14 protein-coding genes and 1 riboswitch are annotated in these 21,475 nt (G+C 45.1%); of the genes, 7 read left to right on the top strand and 7 right to left on the bottom strand.

The window, feature by feature from the left end:
* Positions 1-147 precede the first annotated feature (147 nt).
* From GWR21_RS25345 to GWR21_RS25335, 3 genes are all read left to right on the top strand, one after another.
* Entirely contained in the window at positions 148-1,119 is a 972-nt protein-coding gene (locus GWR21_RS25345) for a ribonucleoside-diphosphate reductase small subunit (RefSeq protein ID WP_162334505.1), read from the top strand.
* Positions 1,120-1,208: 89 nt separating this feature from the next.
* Positions 1,209-3,617, top strand: a complete 2,409-nt coding sequence (locus tag GWR21_RS25340) for a ribonucleoside-diphosphate reductase subunit alpha (RefSeq protein WP_162334504.1) — start codon at positions 1,209-1,211, stop codon at positions 3,615-3,617.
* A 123-nt stretch (positions 3,618-3,740) separates the two neighbouring features.
* Entirely contained in the window at positions 3,741-4,649 is a 909-nt protein-coding gene (locus tag GWR21_RS25335; RefSeq protein WP_162334503.1) for an NmrA family NAD(P)-binding protein, read from the top strand.
* A gap of 274 nt (positions 4,650-4,923) precedes the next feature.
* Here the strand turns inward: GWR21_RS25335 and GWR21_RS25330 are convergent, their stop codons facing one another.
* Positions 4,924-5,517 (bottom strand): TrmH family RNA methyltransferase, encoded by a 594-nt coding sequence (locus GWR21_RS25330; protein WP_162334502.1) that lies wholly within the window; start codon positions 5,515-5,517, stop codon positions 4,924-4,926.
* A gap of 107 nt (positions 5,518-5,624) precedes the next feature.
* Here GWR21_RS25330 and GWR21_RS25325 point away from each other — a divergent pair, with 107 nt between their 5' ends.
* Together GWR21_RS25325 and GWR21_RS25320 are read left to right on the top strand one after the other, a co-directional pair.
* Positions 5,625-8,303, top strand: a complete 2,679-nt coding sequence (locus tag GWR21_RS25325) for an AsmA family protein (protein ID WP_162334501.1) — start codon at positions 5,625-5,627, stop codon at positions 8,301-8,303.
* A 195-nt stretch (positions 8,304-8,498) separates the two neighbouring features.
* Positions 8,499-8,909 (top strand): hypothetical protein, encoded by a 411-nt coding sequence (locus tag GWR21_RS25320; protein WP_162334500.1) that lies wholly within the window; start codon positions 8,499-8,501, stop codon positions 8,907-8,909.
* A 76-nt stretch (positions 8,910-8,985) separates the two neighbouring features.
* Here GWR21_RS25320 and GWR21_RS25315 read toward each other — a convergent pair whose 3' ends face one another.
* From GWR21_RS25315 to GWR21_RS25290, 6 genes are all read right to left on the bottom strand, one after another.
* On the bottom strand, positions 8,986-12,159 hold the full coding sequence (locus tag GWR21_RS25315) for an efflux RND transporter permease subunit (RefSeq protein WP_162334499.1): 3,174 nt from the start codon (positions 12,157-12,159) through the stop codon (positions 8,986-8,988).
* A 36-nt stretch (positions 12,160-12,195) separates the two neighbouring features.
* Complete coding sequence (locus GWR21_RS25310; RefSeq protein ID WP_162334498.1) at positions 12,196-13,335, bottom strand: efflux RND transporter periplasmic adaptor subunit; 1,140 nt, start codon at positions 13,333-13,335, stop codon at positions 12,196-12,198.
* Positions 13,336-13,391: 56 nt separating this feature from the next.
* On the bottom strand, positions 13,392-14,723 hold the full coding sequence (locus GWR21_RS25305) for a TolC family protein (RefSeq protein ID WP_162334497.1): 1,332 nt from the start codon (positions 14,721-14,723) through the stop codon (positions 13,392-13,394).
* Positions 14,724-15,053: 330 nt separating this feature from the next.
* A complete protein-coding gene (gene lipA, locus GWR21_RS25300) occupies positions 15,054-15,968 on the bottom strand; it encodes a lipoyl synthase (RefSeq protein ID WP_202928991.1) in 915 nt (304 codons plus the stop codon).
* A 41-nt stretch (positions 15,969-16,009) separates the two neighbouring features.
* Positions 16,010-16,858, bottom strand: coding sequence for a hypothetical protein (locus GWR21_RS25295; protein ID WP_162334496.1), 849 nt, complete (start codon positions 16,856-16,858; stop codon positions 16,010-16,012).
* A gap of 194 nt (positions 16,859-17,052) precedes the next feature.
* Positions 17,053-18,555 (bottom strand): DUF2851 family protein, encoded by a 1,503-nt coding sequence (locus tag GWR21_RS25290; protein WP_162334494.1) that lies wholly within the window; start codon positions 18,553-18,555, stop codon positions 17,053-17,055.
* 143 nt (positions 18,556-18,698) lie between these two features.
* Positions 18,699-18,818, top strand: a riboswitch (SAM riboswitch).
* Positions 18,819-18,974: 156 nt separating this feature from the next.
* Here GWR21_RS25290 and GWR21_RS25285 point away from each other — a divergent pair.
* Positions 18,975-20,153, top strand: a complete 1,179-nt coding sequence (locus GWR21_RS25285) for a trans-sulfuration enzyme family protein (RefSeq protein ID WP_162334492.1) — start codon at positions 18,975-18,977, stop codon at positions 20,151-20,153.
* A gap of 109 nt (positions 20,154-20,262) precedes the next feature.
* On the top strand, positions 20,263-21,459 hold the full coding sequence (locus tag GWR21_RS25280) for a homoserine dehydrogenase (protein WP_162334490.1): 1,197 nt from the start codon (positions 20,263-20,265) through the stop codon (positions 21,457-21,459).
* Positions 21,460-21,475: the final 16 nt, after the last annotated feature.

Raw genomic sequence — 21,475 nt, 5'->3', positions numbered from 1 at the left:
CTGGCACAAGAAATTTCGATCGGAACACATTCACGTATCAAAGGGTTTTAGGAAAGGGTTTCAAACTAGTCATTTATTGCGGGGGGTTAACGTCTCCTTCATGTCCTTTCTATCTGTATACGTTAACCATATAAAATTTATTGAGCGATGAATTTAGAGAATGAACTGCTTTTAAAGGAAAACAAAGACAGATTTGTATTGCTGCCTATCAATTATCCGAAGGTATGGGAGAAATACAAGCAACATGAGGCTAGTTTCTGGACAGCAGAGGAGATTGATTTAAGTGCAGATATGAAGGACTGGAATAATCTCAATGATGGGGAACGTCATTTCATTACTCACGTACTGGCATTTTTTGCCGCAAGTGACGGTATTGTGAATGAAAATCTCGCCGTGAATTTCATGAGCGAGGTACAGTTACCTGAGGCGCGTTGTTTCTACGGTTTTCAGATCATGATGGAAAACATCCATTCTGAAACATATGCATTGCTGATCGATACATACGTGAAAGATCCGGCAGAAAAAGACCGGTTGTTTCATGCGATCGAAACAGTACCAGCTGTGACAAAAAAAGCAGAATGGGCGTTACGCTGGATTGAAAACGGCAATTTTGCTGAACGCCTTGTTGCATTTGCTGCAGTAGAAGGTATTTTCTTCAGTGGGAGCTTCTGCTCTATCTTCTGGCTGAAGAAAAGAGGACTAATGCCAGGTCTGACCTTTTCCAATGAGCTGATCAGCCGTGATGAAGGATTGCATTGCGAATTTGCCTGTCTGCTGTATAGCATGCTGGAAAACAAATTATCTCAGGACCAGGTACACACCATCATACGTGACGCAGTATCTATCGAAAAAGAATTCATCATAGATGCACTGCCGGTTGCACTGATCGGTATGAACAGTAAACTGATGAGTGAATATATCGAGTTCGTAGCTGACCGCTGGTTAGGCGAACTGGGATATGCTAAAATTTACAATACAGCAAATCCGTTTGACTTCATGGAGATGATCTCTCTGCAGGGTAAGACAAACTTCTTCGAAAAACGGGTGGGTGACTATCAGAAAGCGGGTGTCATGTCCGGCAAGGACACACAGACATTTAGTCTGGACGAAGATTTCTAATAAGGCATAATAATTGCATGTTATTGCAGAATTTGCCGACAACCACATTTTCATAAATACTTTACTCAACCTCTTAAATTCATTTAACCATGTTTGTAATTAAGCGCGACGGCCACAAAGAAGCTGTTAAGTTTGACAAGATTACTGCTCGTGTTGAAAAGCTGTGCTATGGACTGAATGCTGAGTACGTAGATGCCATAGACGTAGCCAAAAAAGTGATACAGGGTTTATATGATGGAGTAACCACCAGCGAACTGGATAATCTTGCCGCAGAAACTGCAGCGTCGCTTACTACAAAACATCCTGACTATGCCTTGCTTGCCTCTCGTATTGCGGTAAGCAATCTCCATAAAAATACAGTGAAATCATTCTCCAAAACGATGAAAAAACTGTATGAATATGTCGATCCAAAAGTAGGCAAACCTGCACCGTTATTAGCTGATGATGTGTATGAGATTATCAGGAAAAATGCGGAGATCCTTGACTCCAGCATTATTTACGATCGTGACTTTGCTTTCGACTATTTTGGTTTCAAAACACTGGAGCGTTCTTACCTGCTGAAAATAGACGGTAAGGTGGCTGAACGCCCTCAACATATGCTCATGCGTGTATCTGTCGGTATCCATAAAGAAGATATCGATGCAGCCATCAAGACGTATAACCTGATGAGCGAACGCTGGTTCACACATGCTACTCCTACCCTCTTTAATGCCGGCACACCTAAACCTCAGATGTCCAGCTGCTTTCTATTAACCATGCAGGATGATAGTATTGAGGGGATATACGATACATTAAAACAAACCGCGAAGATCTCCCAGAGCGCTGGTGGTATTGGTCTGAGCATTCACAATATTCGTGCTACAGGTTCCTACATCAGTGGCACTAATGGTACATCCAATGGCATCATCCCTATGCTACGCGTATTTAACGATACTGCACGTTATGTAGACCAGGGTGGTGGTAAACGTAAAGGCGCTTTCGCTATTTACCTGGAACCATGGCATGCCGATATCTTTGAATTTCTGGACCTGCGTAAGAACCATGGTAAAGAGGAAATGCGTGCAAGAGATCTGTTCTATGCATTATGGGTACCAGACCTGTTCATGAAGCGCGTAGAAGAAAATGGGGAATGGAGTCTCTTCTGCCCTCATGAAGCACCAGGCCTGCATGAATGCTGGGGCGAAGAATTTGAAAAACTCTATACAAAATATGAATCAGAAAACCGTGCACGTAAGACCGTAAAAGCACAAGACCTGTGGTTCTCTATTCTGGATGCACAAATTGAAACAGGCAATCCTTATCTGTTGTATAAAGATTCGGCCAACCGTAAATCGAACCAGCAGAATCTGGGTACCATCAAGAGTTCTAATCTGTGTACTGAAATCATCGAATATACTGATGCAAATGAAGTAGCTGTATGTAACCTTGCTTCACTGGCGTTGCCACGCTTCGTAATTGATGGAAAATTCGATCATGAGAAGCTGTATGAAGTAACTTACCAGGCAGCACTGAACCTGAACCGTATCATCGATAATAACTTCTACCCCGTAGAAGAAGCACGTAACAGTAACATGCGCCACCGTCCGATCGGTCTCGGGGTACAGGGACTTGCTGATGCGTTCATTCTGATGCGTTATCCGTTTGAAAGCGAAGAAGCGAAAAAACTGAATAGCGAAATCTTTGAGACTATCTACTTTGCTGCCTTAACAGCCTCTAAGGACCTGGCAATAAAAGACGGCGCTTACGAAACATATGCAGGTTCTCCTGTATCAAAAGGTATCCTCCAGTATGACATGTGGGGTGTAACTCCATCCGCACGCTGGGATTGGGCATCACTGAAAGAAGAGATCAAAAAGCATGGCGTACGGAACTCATTGTTACTTGCGCCCATGCCGACAGCTTCTACATCTCAGATCCTGGGTAATAACGAATGTTTCGAACCATATACGTCAAATATATACACCCGTCGCGTATTAAGCGGTGAGTTTGTAGTAGTAAATAAACACCTGCTGAAAGATCTGGTAGAACTCGGTCTGTGGGATAATGATATGAAAAACAAGATCATTACTTCCAATGGCTCTATTCAGCAGATCCCTGAAATCCCTTCACAGATCAAAGATCTGTATAAAACAGTATGGGAGATCAAGCAGCGTACTATCATTGACATGGCAGCCGATCGCGGGGCTTTCATCTGCCAGTCTCAGTCACTAAACCTTTTCGTGGATACTCCGTCCGCAGCAAAACTGACATCTATGCACTTCTATGCATGGAAGAAAGGGCTCAAAACAGGTATGTACTACCTGCGTACACAAGCAGCGGCTCAGGCCGTACAGTTCACTGTTGAAAAACAAGGCGGACAGCAGATCGAACCAATGGTGGAAAAGAAAAACGGGGAGGTGAAAGCGACCAAAACAGTAGACGCTAAACTCGATGAAGTAGAATTTGTTGAGGGTGCAGTTTGTACGATGGAAGAAGGCTGTGTCACCTGTAGTGCATAATGAAATAACAAAATAGCATTATAACGAAAGGGTAGTCATCACAGACTACCCTTTTTAATATGTGTAAATTTTAAAAAAACAGGCATCAATAATGCGGTATATGCCAAACAAACGAAGAATAGTATGAACGCAAAAATTCTGATAGCAGGCGGAACGGGCAACCTGGGCGGACAGATCATCCATAAACTACTGGATGAAGGCGCTGAAGTACGTGCCGTCATCCGTCCTAATACACCCTTGGAGAAAATCGGCACTTTGAAGCAATATGATATTGGCGTTATTCAGACGGACCTGACCAATATCAATGAACTAACGCTTGCCTGCAAAGATGTAGATTGTGTTATTTCTGCTTTGCAGGGCCTTGAAGACGTTATCGTTGACGTACAGTCTGCCTTGTTGCAGGCGGCAGTAAATGCTGGTGTTCCCCGTTTTATCCCATCTGATTTCTCCAGTGACTTCACCAAACAAGCGGCAGGAGAAAACCGTAATTTCGACCTGAGGCGTAAATTCCACGAACAGCTTGAAAAAGCACCTATAGCAGCAACATCAATACTGAATGGTGCATTTGCGGAGATATTGACCTATGGCAATCCACTGCTGGACCTGAGCAATAATAGTATAAGTTACTGGGAAGATGAAAATCAGCGAATAGATTTCACTACCATGAATGATGTTGCTGCATTTACGGCTGCGGCTGCGATGGATGCAACAACACCTCGTTTTATGCGTATTGCAGGCTTTCAGGTTTCTCCCAAAGAACTTGCAGCATTAGCAGGTGAGATGAAAGAACAGGAATTTAAACTGATACGGCAGGGTAGCCTGGAGGATTTGTGGGCTGTTATTCAAAGGGAAAGAGCGGCACATCCGGAAGGTGAAAACGAGTTGTATCCTGCCTGGCAACAGCTGCAATATATGCGTAGTATGTTTAGCACAACATTATTTCCATTGAACAATAACCGATACAGTGATATCAAACTGACAGGGGCAAAAACATTTATCAATTCACTGCTACAAGTCAATACAGCGAATTGAAAAGCTTAATAATTTCCCGTACTATTTAGCAACAAAACAGGCAGTCCGGTAACCGGACTGCCTGTTTTGTATATGGCCAGTTAAATATGCTGCAGATAGACCGGGACAATGTCTGTCTGACCTTCGTATGAGAAAGCTATCTCAAGCGAATTTGTGGTGTAGGTCTACCAGAGATTGGTAATATTGTGCTGTCGATCACAGCCAAAAATCGCTTCTATAGCAGGACGCCTTCTTTCCTGCTATACCTGATAGCTATGGTGACGAACCGTTGATATTACATGTCATCCTCCTCAAAGCCCCATTGCTCAAGCAATGCATTGAATTGAGCATCCGGTAAGCTTTTTTGTTCATAATGACCTGCAATTGTTTTTTGTCTCAATGCCTCGTAAATGCTCACTGCACAGGCCACGGAAATATTGAGCGATTTGATCACGCCCATCTGCGGAATGATAAAATTCCCATCACACAGTGCTCTCATCTCATCGCTTACACCCTCCTGCTCATTGCCAAATACCAGGGCGATGGAACCAGTGAAATTAATATCGTAGAGGCTCACTGAATCGGCTGCCAGGTGGGTAGTATAGATCTTTTCATACTTCTGCCTTAAGGCCGCGACGCAGGTCGCTGTATCTGTAAACTGATGAACCGTCATCCACTTGGAAGCACCAGAAGAACTCCTGACACCCCATTTCTTATGCCGTGCGATCCTCGTATTTAACACATATACATCCTGAATGCCCACAGCATCACAGGTGCGCATTACTGCGGATATATTGTGCGGGTCAAACACGTTTTCCAGGACCACCGTCAGCCCCGCTTGTCTTTTATTTAGCACAGATAGTAACCTTTCCCTACGTTCAGGCGTCATAATCAGTTGTATATATATTTTCGCTGGCAAATTTAACTCAATTCATACTTTTGAATACCGCTTTTCCTTACTACCTTCATACATAATAAAAAACATCTATCTAAAACATGCTCAAAAAAATCCTCAAATTTGTAGGAATCTTCTTGCTGGTATTGGTTATCGCAGCCATTGCTATCCCATACTTTTTCAAGGGCAAGATCATGTCTCTGGTCAAAACAGAGCTGAATAAGCAGCTTGTAGCTGATGTCGACTTTAAAGATGTGGATATCAGCCTGATAAGACACTTTCCCAGACTGGCAGTAGCCCTGGAAGACCTGAGCGTGGTAAACAGAGCTCCTTTTGCAGGAGACACCCTGTTTGCCGTAAAAAAAATCGATCTGGCACTCAATCTGATGAGCGTGATCAAAGGCGATAAAATGGATATCTACAACGTAGCTGTCATTTCTCCCCGCATTCATGCCATTATTAATAAACAGGGTCAGGCTAACTGGGAGATCACCAAACCTGACACTGCACAGACTACTCCGGCTGATACAGCTTCCGCTAAATTTGCACTGGACCTGCAACAGTATAGTATCGAAGATGCAACCATCCGCTATGATGATGAACAGGGCGATATGGGCATGCTCATCGAAGGACTGGACCACCAGGGAAAAGGCGATTTTACGCAGGACCTCTTCACGCTGCAAACAAAAACCCAGGCTGAAGGTGTAACTTTCCGTTATGGCCTTATTCCTTACCTGCTGCGCACCAAAACTACAATGGACGCTGATATACAGGTAGACAATAAAACCAGCACCTACACCTTCCAGCAAGGTAAAGCTACCCTGAACAATCTTGAACTGGCGTTCCAGGGCTTTTTCAAACTGGTGAACGACAGTACCTATGGTATGGATCTGACCATGAAGGCACCTTCTACTCAGTTTAAAGACATCCTCTCCCTGGTACCCGCTATATTCATGCAGGACTTTGACAAAATCAAAACTTCCGGTACTGCCGCTTTTGATGGTTATGTGAAAGGTAATTACAGCACCAATGAAATGCCGGCCTTCGGACTTAACCTCGCGGTGAAAGACGGCTTCTTCCAATACCCTGATCTCCCTAAACCTGTGAAAAACATCCAGGTGAAGATGAGTGTTAATAATCCGGACGGTATTCCTGACCATACTGTCGTAGACATCCCTGCCGCTCATGCGGAAATGGACAATACGCCATTAGATATACGCCTGTTGGTAAAAACACCTGTTTCGGACATGTACGTGGACGGTGCTGCCAAAGGTAAACTGGACCTGTCCAAAGTGTCCCAGTTTGTAAAACTGGAAGAAGGCACGGCGCTGACTGGTCTGATAGATGCGGATGTTTCTGCTAAAGGAAATATGAGCGCAATCGAAAAACAGGCATATGATAAATTCTATGCTGCCGGCAGTATCCTGATCAGCGATCTGTTATACCGCAGCAAAGACTACCCTGACGGCGTGAAAGTAAATACCCTTTCTATGCAGTTCAACCCAAAGAACGTAACCGTTTCCAGGTTTGACGGACAATACATGGGTACCAACTTCCAGGCAAATGGCGAAGTAAACAATATGCTGGCCTACATGCTGAAAAACCAGCCACTGGATGGTAAACTAAATGTAAAAGCAGACAAGGTGGATCTTGATAAGTGGATGGGTACCACAGAAACAACAACTGCCGTAACACCAGCCGATACCGCCAGCGCTCCTTTTGCCGTTCCGGCAAACCTGAACCTTGCGTTACAGGCACAGGTAGACCAGGTACACTATGATAAGCTGGATATGTCCAACCTCTCCGGTAACCTGTTACTGAAAGACGAAACTGTTTCCATGCAGCAGATCAAGGCTAACGCCTTACAGGGTAACATGGAGGTAAATGGTAGTTATAGTACCAAGAACAGTAAGACCAATCCGGACATCAATATGTCCTATAATGTGCAGAACGTGGACGTACAGCAAACATTCAATGCCTTCAATACAGTACAGGCGCTCATGCCGGTTGCTAAGTTCCTGAGTGGTAAGATCAACTCCAAGCTGGAGCTGACCGGTAAACTGGGGCAGGATATGATGCCACTGCTGAGTAGTCTGACCGGTGACGGTAACCTGTTGGTACTCGAGGGTGCATTACAGAAATTTGCTCCAATAGAGCAACTGGCTAATACACTGAACGTTACCCAGCTGAAAAACTTCTCTCTGAAAGATATCAAGACTTATTTTGCTTTTGAAAATGGCCGTGTAAAAGTGAATCCATTCAAAGTAAATGTAAGCAATATCAGTATGCTGGTAGGCGGCTCACATGGTTTCGATCAGTCGCTGGACTATACACTTCAGATGACCCTCCCACGCAGCGTCATTGGGAAACAGGGAGATGCGCTGATCACCAGTCTCGCTTCTCAGGCTACCAATAAAGGTATACCGGTCAACATCAGCGACAGTGTGCACCTGAATGTATTGCTCGGTGGTAATATCATGAAGCCGACCTATAAAACAGACCTGCAGGAAACTGCCACCGGTACACTTAATAACCTGAAGGACCAGGCAACTGCCCTTGTTAAGAACAGGGTAGATAGCACAAAAGCAGCGCTGAAAGACTCCTTAAATTCAGTTAAAGACCAGGCAGTAGCCGGACTGAAAGACCAGATCACTAAACAGATCACGGGTCAGAAAGATACTTCAGGAACTAAGGCGCAACCTTTGCAGAATGCTGGCAAACAGGCAGAACAAGCGGTAAAAAGCACCCTGGGAAATATTTTCAAAAAGAAAAGTAACTAAGCTATAAAACAGATAAACCGGCCACTTTCCAACCCTGGACCGGTTTATCTTATTTTTTTATAAGTATTTACTTATTTCACTAGTTTGGACAACTTTTTGTCTGACTTTTTTATCACCTTCGCAGAACTGCATATTATTTTATTCTCCATCCTGCAATATTGGATGTGTTAACTTGAGAAATACCCACATGTAACTATGGATTACGAACGTTACATATCAGATGGAAATATCGAAAAAGTGCTTCTAGGTTTTGCTACTCCGGAAGAAGAAACCGAGTATCGCATTCACCTGGACCTGTTTCCGGAGATCCAGACCGAGTCAGATGAAGTTGAACGGCGTCTTGAACGACTGTCGTTCAAAGAAGCAGCATTACCACCTGCACACCTGAAAACGTCTCTTATGCAACAAATTGCATTGGAGACAGACAGGCCGGCAACGGGGTTTTGGTACAACAGAAAAGATGTACACTATGAAGATATACAGCCCCCGACCAATAAAATGCGGGTACACATAGGCTGGAAATTATTATTAATTTCTCTCCTGGTAATGATCGCTGTTTCACTCATGGCTTCCATTTACTTCTTTTACATGACCCTCAGCAAATAAAATCTTATTATACTTCAATAAAACGAAAAAGGCGTCCGCAATAGCGAACGCCTTTTTTAATTGCAATGTTTTCCGTCTATATATCGTGATGCTGCATTGACGTGTAATTATCCTGCATTTGCTTCAGTTTATCTTTACCGTATGCCAGACGGGTAATCACCACATACAGCACAGGTACAATAAAGATCGCCAGGAACGTGGCAGTGAACATACCACCTAACACCGTCCAACCCATCGTTTTACGGGATTCTGCACCCGCTCCGCTGGACAATACAAGTGGCAGGATACCCAGCAGGAACGCCAGGGATGTCATAATAATAGGACGTAAACGCAGCTTAGCTGCCTCTACTGTCGCTGTCACAAGCTCCATACCTCTATCTACACGCTCTTTAGCAAACTCAACGATCAGGATCGCGTTCTTTGCCGACAGACCAATCAACGTGATCAGACCGATCTGAGCATATACGTTATTCGTCAGATTTGGCAGGAACGTCAGGGTAAGGATCGCACCAAATGCCCCAATAGGTACAGCCAGGAGTACTGAGAATGGTACTGACCAGCTCTCATACAGTGCTGCCAGGAAGAGGAATACGAATATGATAGAGAGAGCGAAGATGTAAACCGTTTTCGATCCGGATAATATCTCCTCACGGCTCAAACCGGAGAACTCATATCCATATCCTTCAGGTAATACCTGCGCAGCCACTTCTTCCAGGGCCTTGATCGCATCACCACTACTGTAACCGGGAGCCGGGCTACCGTTTATCTCTGCAGAACGGAACAGGTTATAGTGAGAGATCACTGGCGCACTTTCTGTCACCTTATAAGATGTCAGGGCACTCAACGGCACCATCGTACCAGCTGAATTCTTTACAAAGTATTGATTCAGATCTTTAATATCGCCCCTGTAAGTAGAATCCGCCTGTGTTACCACACGGAAGTTACGGCCGTACACCGTAAAGTCGTTCACATAGGCACTACCCAGGTAAGTTTGTAACGCGGTAGCGATAGAGGATATCTGTACACCCATTTTCTTTGCTTTCTCGCGGTCGATCTCCAGCTGATAGCCTGGTGTACGTGCTGTGAAGAAGGAGAATGCACGTGCTATTTCAGGACGCTGGTTGATAGCTCCGGTGAATTTCTGCAATACACCCTCAAATTCTTTGATATCGCCACCACCACTCTTCTGCTGAAGAATGAAGGAGAAACCTGCAGTAGATCCCAGACCAGGAATCGCTGGTGGCGGGATTACCACTACATTCGCTTCTTTAAACCTGGACAATTTAGCCTGCAGTTCTGCTACAACTCCAAATATCTGTTGTGACTTATCCTTACGCTGATCCCATGGTTTCAGCTGACAGAAGATAGTACCACTGTTAGACTTCGTTGCGAAACTTACTACGTTCAAACCACCCAATGCTGCATAGTGACCGATTGCTTTTACGCTGTCAAGTGTATGCATCATCTCTGTCATTACACCGATCGTACGCTCTGTAGAAGAAGATTCCGGCAGGTCAAAAGTGATATACACACGACCATCATCCTCTGTTGGAATGAATCCTGTCGGTTTACCCTTGAATAAGAACAGGGTGCCCACCACAATACAAATCAGCAGTATGATCACATAACGACCGAAACGGATACTTTTCTTAACACCCAGTGAATAACGGCTGGTCACGTGTCCAAACCATACGTTGAACTTGAAGAAGAATTTATCCAGCCCTTTCGAATTCTTATCCAGGTGCATAGGTCTGAGAATCAGCGTACACAATGCCGGTGTCAGTGACAATGCCACAAACGCGGAAATCAGTACGGAGATCGCAATAGTGATCGCAAACTGCTGATACAGACGCCCTACGATACCAGGGATGAAACCCACTGGTACGAATACTGCTGCTAGGATCAGGGCAATTGCCATAACTGGTCCGGAGATCTCTTTCATCGCAGCATACGTTGCCTCTTTAGGCGTCATCTGTTCATGGTCCATATTATGCTGGACGGCCTCCACCACCACGATGGCGTCATCCACCACGATACCAATCGCCAGTACGAAACCGAACAAGGTAAGTGTATTGATGGTAAATCCGAGTGGTATGAAGAAGATGAACGTTGCAATAATGGATACCGGAATCGCGAGTACGGGAATAACGGTCGCTCTCCAGCTTTGCAGGAAGAGGAATACCACGATTACCACCAGCACAAGTGCTTCCAGTAATGTTTCCACTACCTCGTGAATAGATACCTCGATCACAGATACAGATTCGAATGGTACCACATATTCCACGTCTTTAGGGAAGGTCTTCTTCAGCTGCTCCATTGTTTCGGTCACTGCTTCCGCCGTTTCGATTGCGTTACTACCTGGCGCCTGGTATACCAGCAGGTAAGACGCTCTCTTTCCATCTACATAAGAGTTGTTGCTGTAGCTGAATTTTCCCAGCTGTACACGTGCCACATCTTTCAGATATACAAGTGCACCATCGTCCGGACGGGTTTTGATAACGATATTACCAAATTCTTCTGCCGTTACGAGACGACCTTTCACGAAGATGGTGTATTCGTACGTCTGTCCGGTTTTCTGTGGAGGAGCACCTACCGTACCTGCTGAGATCTGCGCGTTCTGCTCAGTGATAGCAGCTCTCACTTCCTCAGCCGTTACGCCCATCTGGGCCAGCTTGTCAGGTTTCAGCCATATACGCATACTAAAGTCGTCCGCACGGGTGAAGATATCACCCACACCTTTTGCACGCAACAGGGCGTCTTTAATATATACGTTGGTATAGTTATCCAGGAAAGTCACATCATGCGTGCCTTTCGGAGAATATAATGCTACCAGCATGAGGATGCTGGGATTACGTTTTCTTACGGTCAGACCCAAACGCTGAACTTCCTGAGGCAGGGTTGGCTGTGCAATACCTACACGGTTTTGTACGTCCAGTGCAGCAATATTGATGTCAGTACCTACCTCAAAGTTTACCGTTAAGCTCATTGCACCACTATTGGTACTGTTACTGGTCATGTAGGTCATACCAGGCGTACCGTTCACCTGTACTTCCACAGGCGTGGCTGTTGTTTGCTCCACAGTCTGCGCATCAGCACCGATATATGTACCGGTCACCTGAACAGTGGGGGGCGAAATTTCAGGGTACTGGCCGATTGGCAGGTTTGTCATGGCCAGCAGCCCCACCAGCACCAATACAACAGAAATAACTATTGCGGTAACCGGTCTGCGAATAAAAGTATTTGCAATCATGTTTCTTCTTCTATTGATTCAAACTCAAACTATTATCTATTTCTTAGCTGCCGCAGGCGGTGCTTTCTTCACGGTAGAGGTATCGATCTTACCTCCATCACGTAAACGCTGCAGACCTTCTGATACTACCAGCTCACCCTGCTGTACACCATCCAATACCACAACCTTATCTCTCAGGCGGGGACCGAGATGGATTTTCCGTTGCTCAGCCACTGTATCTTTTGCAACAAACACGAAGAACTCACCCATCTGTTCAATAACAGATTTGTAAGGGATGATCACGCGGTCTCCTGACTGATCGTTCAGCACATTCATTACGCTGCTCATACCTTCTTTCAGTTCATTCTTAGGATTGTTGAATTCGATACGTACTTTGATCGTAGCTGTCAGGTTATCCACACCACGGTCAACAACTGTCAGACGACCTGACTCAGAATATGCCTGTCCGTTAGGCAGTTGCAAACGGAAAGTAGAGTCGCCCGGCGCAACAGCCTTACCCTGCATAGCAGAGAAACGGGCAATGTCGTTTTCGTTTACCACGAAATCAACCGCGATCGGGTTCTCTGAAGAAATCGTATTCAATAAAGTCGTTCCTGCACCTACCTGCGCACCCAGTTTTACCTGAGAGATACCGATACGGCCGGTGAACGGCGCTTTTATAACAGAATAATCGAGGTCTGTACGGGCGGCCAGTAATGATGCCTCGCCTGCAGCTACCTGACTACGGGCAACATCCAGTGCAGCTTCAGCGTTATCGACTGTCTGACGGGCGATCGCATCTTGTTCAGCCAGTTTATGATAACGGTCTGCATCTTTCTGCGCTTTATTCAAATTTGCTTTTGCCTGAGCGATAGTTGCTTCTGCCTGGCGATAAGCAGCTTCATACTTACGGCGATCTATTTCATAGAGCGGTTTTCCCTTCTGTACCACTTCACCTTCCTTAAAGAAAATGCCGGTAATATATCCTGATACCTGTGCACGCAGTTCCACCTGGTTCAAGGCCACTACAGTAGCGGGATACTTATCATAGTATATAGCAGCGCCTGTAACTGCAGGTACTACACTTACCGGTGTCGGAGGCACTACCATCGCTGTTTTCTGATCCTTGCCTTTACAGGCAGCCAGGTAAAATAAGCTTGTAGCGCCAATGAGGAGAATGTGTTGCTTTGTTTTCATCTGAAAATATTTGTCCTTTCAATGGTCAGATTGTACGGACCTGACCAGTTACCTTATTAGTAGTTGTTAGTTGATATTGTACCTAATGCACGTTGCAGGTCCACTTTGCTGGACAGTACAGTATACATTGCATTATAATAGTTGAGCTGTGCGGAACGCAGGTCTGTCTGAGCGGTGATCACCTCAAGATAGGTCTTCACCCCTTCGCGGTACTGCATTTCAATCAGGTTGTATACTTCCTGGGCCAGGTCCACATTCTCCTTCATCACATAAAACTGGTTCAGGTTACCTTTATAGGTAGCCATTGCCTGTGTATACTCCGTATTGATCTGATTATGCAGGTTTTCTATATCCAGGTCATTCCGTTTGATCTGCAGTTCCGCCTGACGGATATTGTAGATTCGTTTAGAGCCCTGGAAGATAGGCACAGATACTTTCAGTCCTACCTGGGAACTAGGTACGTTGTTGTTATACAACTTGGAAAATTCCGGGTTCAGGTAGTTGAAGTTATAGTTTGCGAAAGCGGATACTGTTGGGATAAAGCTCCATTTGTTATACTTCAGCTGTGCATCCAGCAGGGTTTTCTGCGTCTGAAGCAACTGCATTTCGATCCTGTTATTATAAGTTACAGTGATCGTTGTGTCCAACTGAATGTTCTGCTGCATTTGCACGGTGTCATACACCAGTGGCAGCGGGCCCCTGGTTGGATACCCCATCAGCTGACGAAGCTGCGCTTCGTTGGCTATCAGTTGTTCAGCAGCCGTTTTCCTCTGTGCCCGGGTATTGTTCAGGGAGATCGTAGCCCGCTTATAATCTGTCTTATCCACGATACCGCCCTGATACTGGTTATAGGCATCTTTCAAACTACGCTCCAGACGTACCACATCTTCATCCAGTACATCGATCTGGCGCTGCGTCAGTAGCATACCATAATAGGCTTTCGTCACATTTGACACAACATCAATACGGTAGCTTTCTGTATTCTGTTTCGCCTGCTTACGCACATCCCGGGCAGTTCTGCCAGCTAACAGCAAGTCGCGGGTGAACAGGTTCTGGTTCCATTGGAACAGGGCAGCGGAGTTATTCTCTACTCCCAGTTGTACGTAGTTTCCATTAAAATAGGAAGTGGGAATCTTCAGATAATGGGTAAGACTGTAATCCAGGCCAATCTGAGGATACCAATCCGCCAGTTTTCCCTTAATGGTGTATTCAGTAATATCTTCATCCAGTTGGGCCTGTTTTACAACGGGCTGATGGTTAAGTGCATACTGAATGCACGCCTGCAGGGTAGCCTGAGGAAGCAATGAATCGGAGACCTTTTGCGCATAGGTAGGTGCATTACATAGCATAGCACCCAGTACGGCGGTCAGATAAAATACTCTTTTCATAAAAGGTTTTGACAATCAGAATCTTCTTTACACCAATCGGCGGACAACGACGATATTGTCCTTTATATATATGTTATCAATCAGATGCTAATGTGATCTTCAGCAAAAATCCGACGGGCACAGTTTAGCATTATGCACAAACTGCAAACAGGTAGGTTCAGGTCGTTAACGGTTGAAACAAATCTTGGGATATTGCCATCCTAAAAAGGCGGCAAATCAGCTCCCATAGGGAGCTGTAGCTAACCTCGTTCCCGCGATTGCAGGGCAAAGATAATGACTCGCAATCAGAAACATGTTACCACTGATGTAAATTTAAACAACAGTTTAAATTTATTTTGCGGCACGTCCACTGTGAATATGTTTTTCTGCATGGTAGGAGGATCTCACCAATGGTCCTGATTCAACATAATCAAGCCCCATGTTATATCCTATTTCACGCAATTCTGCGAACTCATCTGGGTGTACAAAACGGACTACCGGTAAATGTTTTGGGGTAGGTTGAAGGTATTGTCCGAGTGTAACCACATCACATCCATTATCATACAGGTCTTGCATGGCCTGTATTACTTCCTCTTTAGTTTCGCCGAGACCCAGCATGATACCGCTTTTGGTACGCATACCTCCGTCTTTCAACCGGCGAATAACTTCCAGGCTACGATGGTATTTTGCCTGGATACGCACTTTTTTAGTCATTCTCTCCACTGTTTCCAGGTTGTGAGACACGATTTCCGGCGCTACATCAATGATGCGCTGGAGGTTTTCCCACTGTCCTCTAAAATCAGGGATCAATGTTTCCATAGTTGTCTCAGGATTCAGTGATCTGACAGCTTTTATCGTATTGGCCCAGATAATGGAACCACCATCTTTCAGTTCATCTCTGTCTACCGAGGTAATAACAGCATGTTTTACCTTCATCAGGTAAATCGCTTCCGCTACACGCTGAGGTTCATCCCAGTCTACCGCATCCGGTCTACCGGTCGCTACCGCACAGAACCCGCAACTACGGGTGCAGATATTACCGAGTATCATAAAGGTCGCAGTGCCGGCTCCCCAGCATTCGCCCATATTAGGACAGTTACCGCTTTCGCAGATAGTGTGTAATTTATGCGTATCGACCAGGTTGCGTACCTGTTTATAACTCTCTCCTATTGGCAACTTAACCCTCAGCCAGTCAGGCTTTTTAGTCCTAGGGGCAGCAGGCGCTGTGCTGCAAGGCGTTGCGGTCGTGATCGGTGTTTCTTCCATCTCTGATCCTTTCTTTAAAACACAAATTTAATACTTCTGAACTATTTCTTGTCCCAACGCTTTCCAAACTGCAGCGCAATGTATGCATTAAAGAAAAATTTCTTGGCGTCCTGGTCAATCATAATATTAACATCCTTCATATAATATTCAGCATTAACGCCTACTTCCAGGGCACTCACCACTTCATTAAAGCGGGCCCAGTCAAACCGGAGACCGGTTTTAGCATGCAAACCAGGTACCACACTTACCTCCCCCCAGCCCTTTCCAAAACCGGCACCACCTATAATAGATGCTCTGTCCAGAAAAGCCTGATCGTATAAAGGATCCTGGCCATATTTCACCTGTATGCCTCTTTCTGTATTAGGATCTACGATATTCAGGTAATAAGGTTTTTTCAGTCCCACTGACAGGCCACCGTAATAAATAGCATTCACCAGTACGCCGTTTTTATTGCCCTTACCGCCGATCAGCCTCTGCTGACCAACCCCCAGCTTAGCCTGGTAGAAGTTATTTTGCTTACCATATATATATGGCTTCTCTGAATAGATAAAACCATACTGATCAATATCTTTTAAAGCGCCTGGCTTCTTATCCTCCTTGGGGTTCTTCTTCTCACCAAACTCAAACTGGAAATAGGTCACCTGCTGCCTGCTCTTACGCCAGCCAAGTTCAAAGAAACCTCCCCAGCCATCCGTATTGATACGGCCACCCATTGAAAATTCCCTTTGATATAGATTCTCTCCTTCTTCCAGCTGTTTAAACAATGAAATACGCTTCAACTTGCGTTCTTCCCGCTGCTGCTTTTTTGAAGGAGCATCAGTATTGGAAGTCTGGGCATACAAACCACCCGCCATGGCCACTAAAAGCAAGGATAAGTATAGTCTTTTCACCTGTGTAGATTTGTTTAGTTAAGGGAGTATAGCCTCCGGGCTATGCTATATAAACGCAAGGGACATTATATTGGTATGCCTGCTGTTACAAACCTACACGTTTTTTCTTTCATGTGTAAATTTGTTTTTCTTTGTAAACCCACGTCCATGTATATATAACGCCTGGATGAGAAAATGGTTACAGAGATTTGCTCCTACGCAATTCCACTCCTTAACAGCTTTGCTCCTATTGCACATTGCAGACATCTTTTTTGCTCACAATATGCCTGTTTCAACTGCAATAACGCCTGCGTTTCGCCTGCCGATCCGGCATTGATATGCAAGGCCTTCCATGCCCGCATCACATGATTGTCCTCCGCCGGCAACTGTCCCATAAAAGAAATGATCTTCTCCTGAAAGACTGCATCTTTCTTTTCTTTCCCATACATGTATAATAACGGTAATACTGTATTGATCAACATATTATGTACTGCAGTCCTGCCTGGCATACTTGTTCGTCGTACTGGCTTTCCAAACCGGTAATGCGTCTTCCAGTAATCAGACGGAGATACAGATAACATACTTTCCAGATGTTTCACATCAGGCGCGTCCAGCATGGCAGAGAATAAGCGCCTTTGATGGTGCAATAACGCAGCCATAGCGGCTATTTTCATACTGGGAAAAGATGCAGGTCGCATCCGTAACCATTTCCAGCGTTGTTCATCAAGCGGGGCGAGTTTATATTTATGCCGGAGATAAGCATATTCCCGCTGCAGATACACCATATAGTCATCCGGGATGATCCTGCTTTTTTCACGGCTGGTGGTACCCGTATCTATATCAGTGATCCCCGGAAGCACCTGTTTCCCACACACTCCTTTATCGATTGATAAACAGCCATTTGACACCATCAGGTCCACCTCATCTTCACCTAAATTCCTGCGCTTATCCGGCGGCATACCTCCTATTACGTCCCCCTGACGTATATCGTCTCCTGCCCGCCTCCCCATGCCCAACATACCAGCCTGTCCGAACAGCAAAGCCTCCAGCTGCCCCTGGTCATGTTGATGCCGCAACAGTAGTTTATAGGGAAGCGAATGTGCCAGTGCCAGGAATACCTCTCCGTTCACAGGCGATCCTGCACCTCTGGCCAGCGCCCTGTAGCATACTTCTTCCCAGTTATATTGTGTTTGCACTAACCAGGATCGGAATAATACAGTCTTTTGCTCCAGCCGCTCAATCAGTAACCGGTCCTTCCAACCGGTCCACACCAGTGAGGACACCTCCTGTACTGACCCGGCACAGGGCACATAGGCAGCCGACTGCCACAGTCCTTTATAACGTTGGAGTAATAACCGGGGAATACAATGCTGTAGCTGCAGCACAGGAATACCATGTGTGCTGACGCCTTCCATATCATGCTCAAATACAACATGCAATACGACATTGCGATATTGCAGATTATACTGATGCCCGTGCCTGAACCAGTCAGATGTCTTCAGGTGCATTTCCACATTGCCCACCCATAATGTAGTGCCAATACGGATACGTGCACCGGTAAAATCAGGTCCCGCATGCCGGTTTAACTGCCCCGTGTGATCAATCTGTACAGGATCTCCTTCCAGCGTGGTCAGTCCTGACTGCGTAAATAAACGGAATTGCCAGATATGCTGAAACAGCTCTTCTGACATGAACGGATCAACATTCACAATGGTCATAATTGGTTGGTTAACAGAATAATTAAACTACTGACAATCTCTGTCAAATTAATAAAAAAACAGGTACATGAAAAAAAATTAAAATGGAGCCATTTGGAAATTTGATAAAAGTACCCTTAACTTTGCAACCAGTTCTTACACATGACTTATCCAGAAAGGCGGAGGGACTTGGCCCTGCGATGCCTTAGCAACCAACCTGCAGAAACGTAGGGAAAGGTGCTAATTCCGGCCCCGGTTACACAATAACCGAGGGAAGATAAGTTGGCAGAGATTGAAATTCACTGTAATAAAATACTTGAAGGCTCTTCCAACAACGGAAGGGCTTTTTTTATGCCCGTTCTGGTAGTTATCTGGCTGAATGAATGTCTGATTGTGCATATGCCAACCAGGGTTTACTAACCGTATAATTACTTTGAAGATTGAAAATAGCGACTCAATTATTGCACAGCATCCCTGTAGATGAGTTAACGGGCGCCATATCCGTTCCCATCTACCAAACCTCCACTTTTGTGCAGGAATCTCCGGGGATCAACAAAGGCTTCGAGTTCTCCCGTGCCAATAATCCTACCCGCAAAGTACTCGAAAACCTGATCTGCAATCTCGAAGAAGGGCACGCCGGCTTCGCTTTCGCAAGTGGTATGGCCGCTATTGACGCTGTAATGAAACTGCTGAAAAGCGGTGATGAAATTATGGCTGTGGAAGACACTTATGGCGGTATTTTTCAGATGTTCCAGCATATGTTTGAACGCTTCGGTATCAAAGCTAATTTCGTAGATACCAGCAACACTGATAAAGTACTGGCTGCGATCACGCCCAATACAAAAATGATCTGGCTGGAATCTCCAACCAACCCTACATTACGTATATCAGATATTAAATCTATCAGCAAAATAGCAAAGCAGCACAATATTCTGCTGGTAGTAGATAACACCCTCTGCACGCCGCTTCTCCAGCAGCCAATGCCACTGGGTGCTGATATTATTATACACAGTGCTACAAAGTATCTGGCAGGACATACAGATGTCATTGCCGGTCTCGTAGTCGTAAATTCGAAAGCGCTCGCCGACCAGCTGCGCTTTAACCAGAATATTTCCGGCAGTATACTCAGTCCGTTTGAAGCCTGGCTCACTATCAGAGGCATCGAAACACTCAGCCTTCGCCTGGATAAACAATGCAGCAATGCCATGGCTATCGCCACCTGGCTCACTGCCCATCCTGCAATAGATAAAGTGTTTTATCCGGGTCTCAGCACACACAAAAACCACCACATTGCACGTAAGCAACAAAAGCAATATGGCGCACTTGTCAGCTTCTCTCTGAAAAATGACAATATCAAAAACGCCATCCGTGTTGTAAATGCCACCAAACTGTTCAAACTCGCTGAAAGCTTCGGTGGTGTCAAAAGCATGCTGGACCATCCGGCTACCATGACTCATCGCAACATACCAGAAGATTTCCGCAGGAAAACCGGCTTACCTGACTCCTGTATCCGCCTCTCAGTAGGAATAGAAGACGCAGAAGATCTCATCAATGACCTTAAACAGGCACTTGACAAACTCAATCTGCCTGCAGGAAAACAGATGACCGTACTGCAATAACAACGGACCTGCCAGAGACAAACAATCAGTAACTATATTATTCATCATATCGCAGCAATGCTTTATCAACCAGCTGCACAAAAGGAAGTATAAGCACTAAGTATAGAACATGGAAAACAAAATCATCAATTTAGGCATTTTCGGATTTGGTGTCGTGGGACAAGGGTTATACGAGGTACTCAACAGAACAAAAGGTATCAATGCCCGTATCAAAAAGATATGTATTAAAGACCCCAACAAACCACGTCCTATTGACGCCAGTTATTTCACTACCGATAAGAACGAAATTCTCAACGATCCAACCATCGACGTTGTAGTAGAATTGATCAATGAAACAGAGGCAGCTTTCGAAATAGTAAGTACGGCACTGCGTAATGGCAAAGCTGTAGTAAGCGCCAGCAAACGTATGATCGCTGAAAACCTGCCTGCGCTATATCAACTGCAGGTAGAGAACAAAGTTCCTTTCCTCTATGAAGCTTCCAGCTGTGCAAGTATTCCTATTATCCGTAACCTGGAAGAATACTATGACAATGACCTGCTGAATGCTGTAGAAGGTATCTGTAACGGTTCCACCAACTACATCCTCACCAAAATATTTGAAGATAATCTGAGCTTTGAAACTGCGCTGCAACAAGCACAGGATAAGGGCTTCGCAGAAACAGATCCGACCCTCGATATCGAAGGATATGATCCTAAGTTCAAGATAGTTATTCTGCTACTGCATGCTTTTGGCACTTTTGTCAAACCTGAAGAAGTGTTCAACTTCGGTATCCATCACCTGAACGACTTTGATATCCAGTTTGCCAAACAGCGTAACTGCACCATCAAACTGATCGGTAACTGTCGCAGACAGAATGGCCATGTAAACGCGTACGTATTACCTCACCTCATCCGTGAACATAATCTGCTGTACGATGTTTATAATGAATACAACGGTGTATTGCTGGAAAGCGCATTCACCGACAAACAGTTCTTTGTAGGTAAAGGTGCCGGTGGTACCGCCACTGGTAGCGCTGTATTGTCCGACATCTCTGCATTACTCTACAACTACCGTTACGAATATAAAAAGATCAAACAGTCCAATCAGCCGGCATTTACCAATGATGTACAGCTGAAAATCTACCTGCGTTACAGCAATGCCTCACAGGTGCATCTGACTGACTTCTACAACATCTCTGAAAAATATGAATCATCTACCTACAGCTATGTGGTAGGTGTGATCAACCTGCAGAAATTAAAAGGAGCAGCATGGTTAAAAAACAAAGATGTCAACCTGTTGGTACTGGGCGAAGATCACGCACGTTAGTCATCACTTAATCAGC

It is taken from the genome of Chitinophaga agri (genome assembly GCF_010093065.1).
GTDB classification, from domain to species: Bacteria; Bacteroidota; Bacteroidia; order Chitinophagales; family Chitinophagaceae; genus Chitinophaga; species Chitinophaga agri.
The sequence above is the reverse complement of the archived record's forward strand: the minus strand, read 5'-3'. Positions and strand labels throughout refer to the sequence as shown.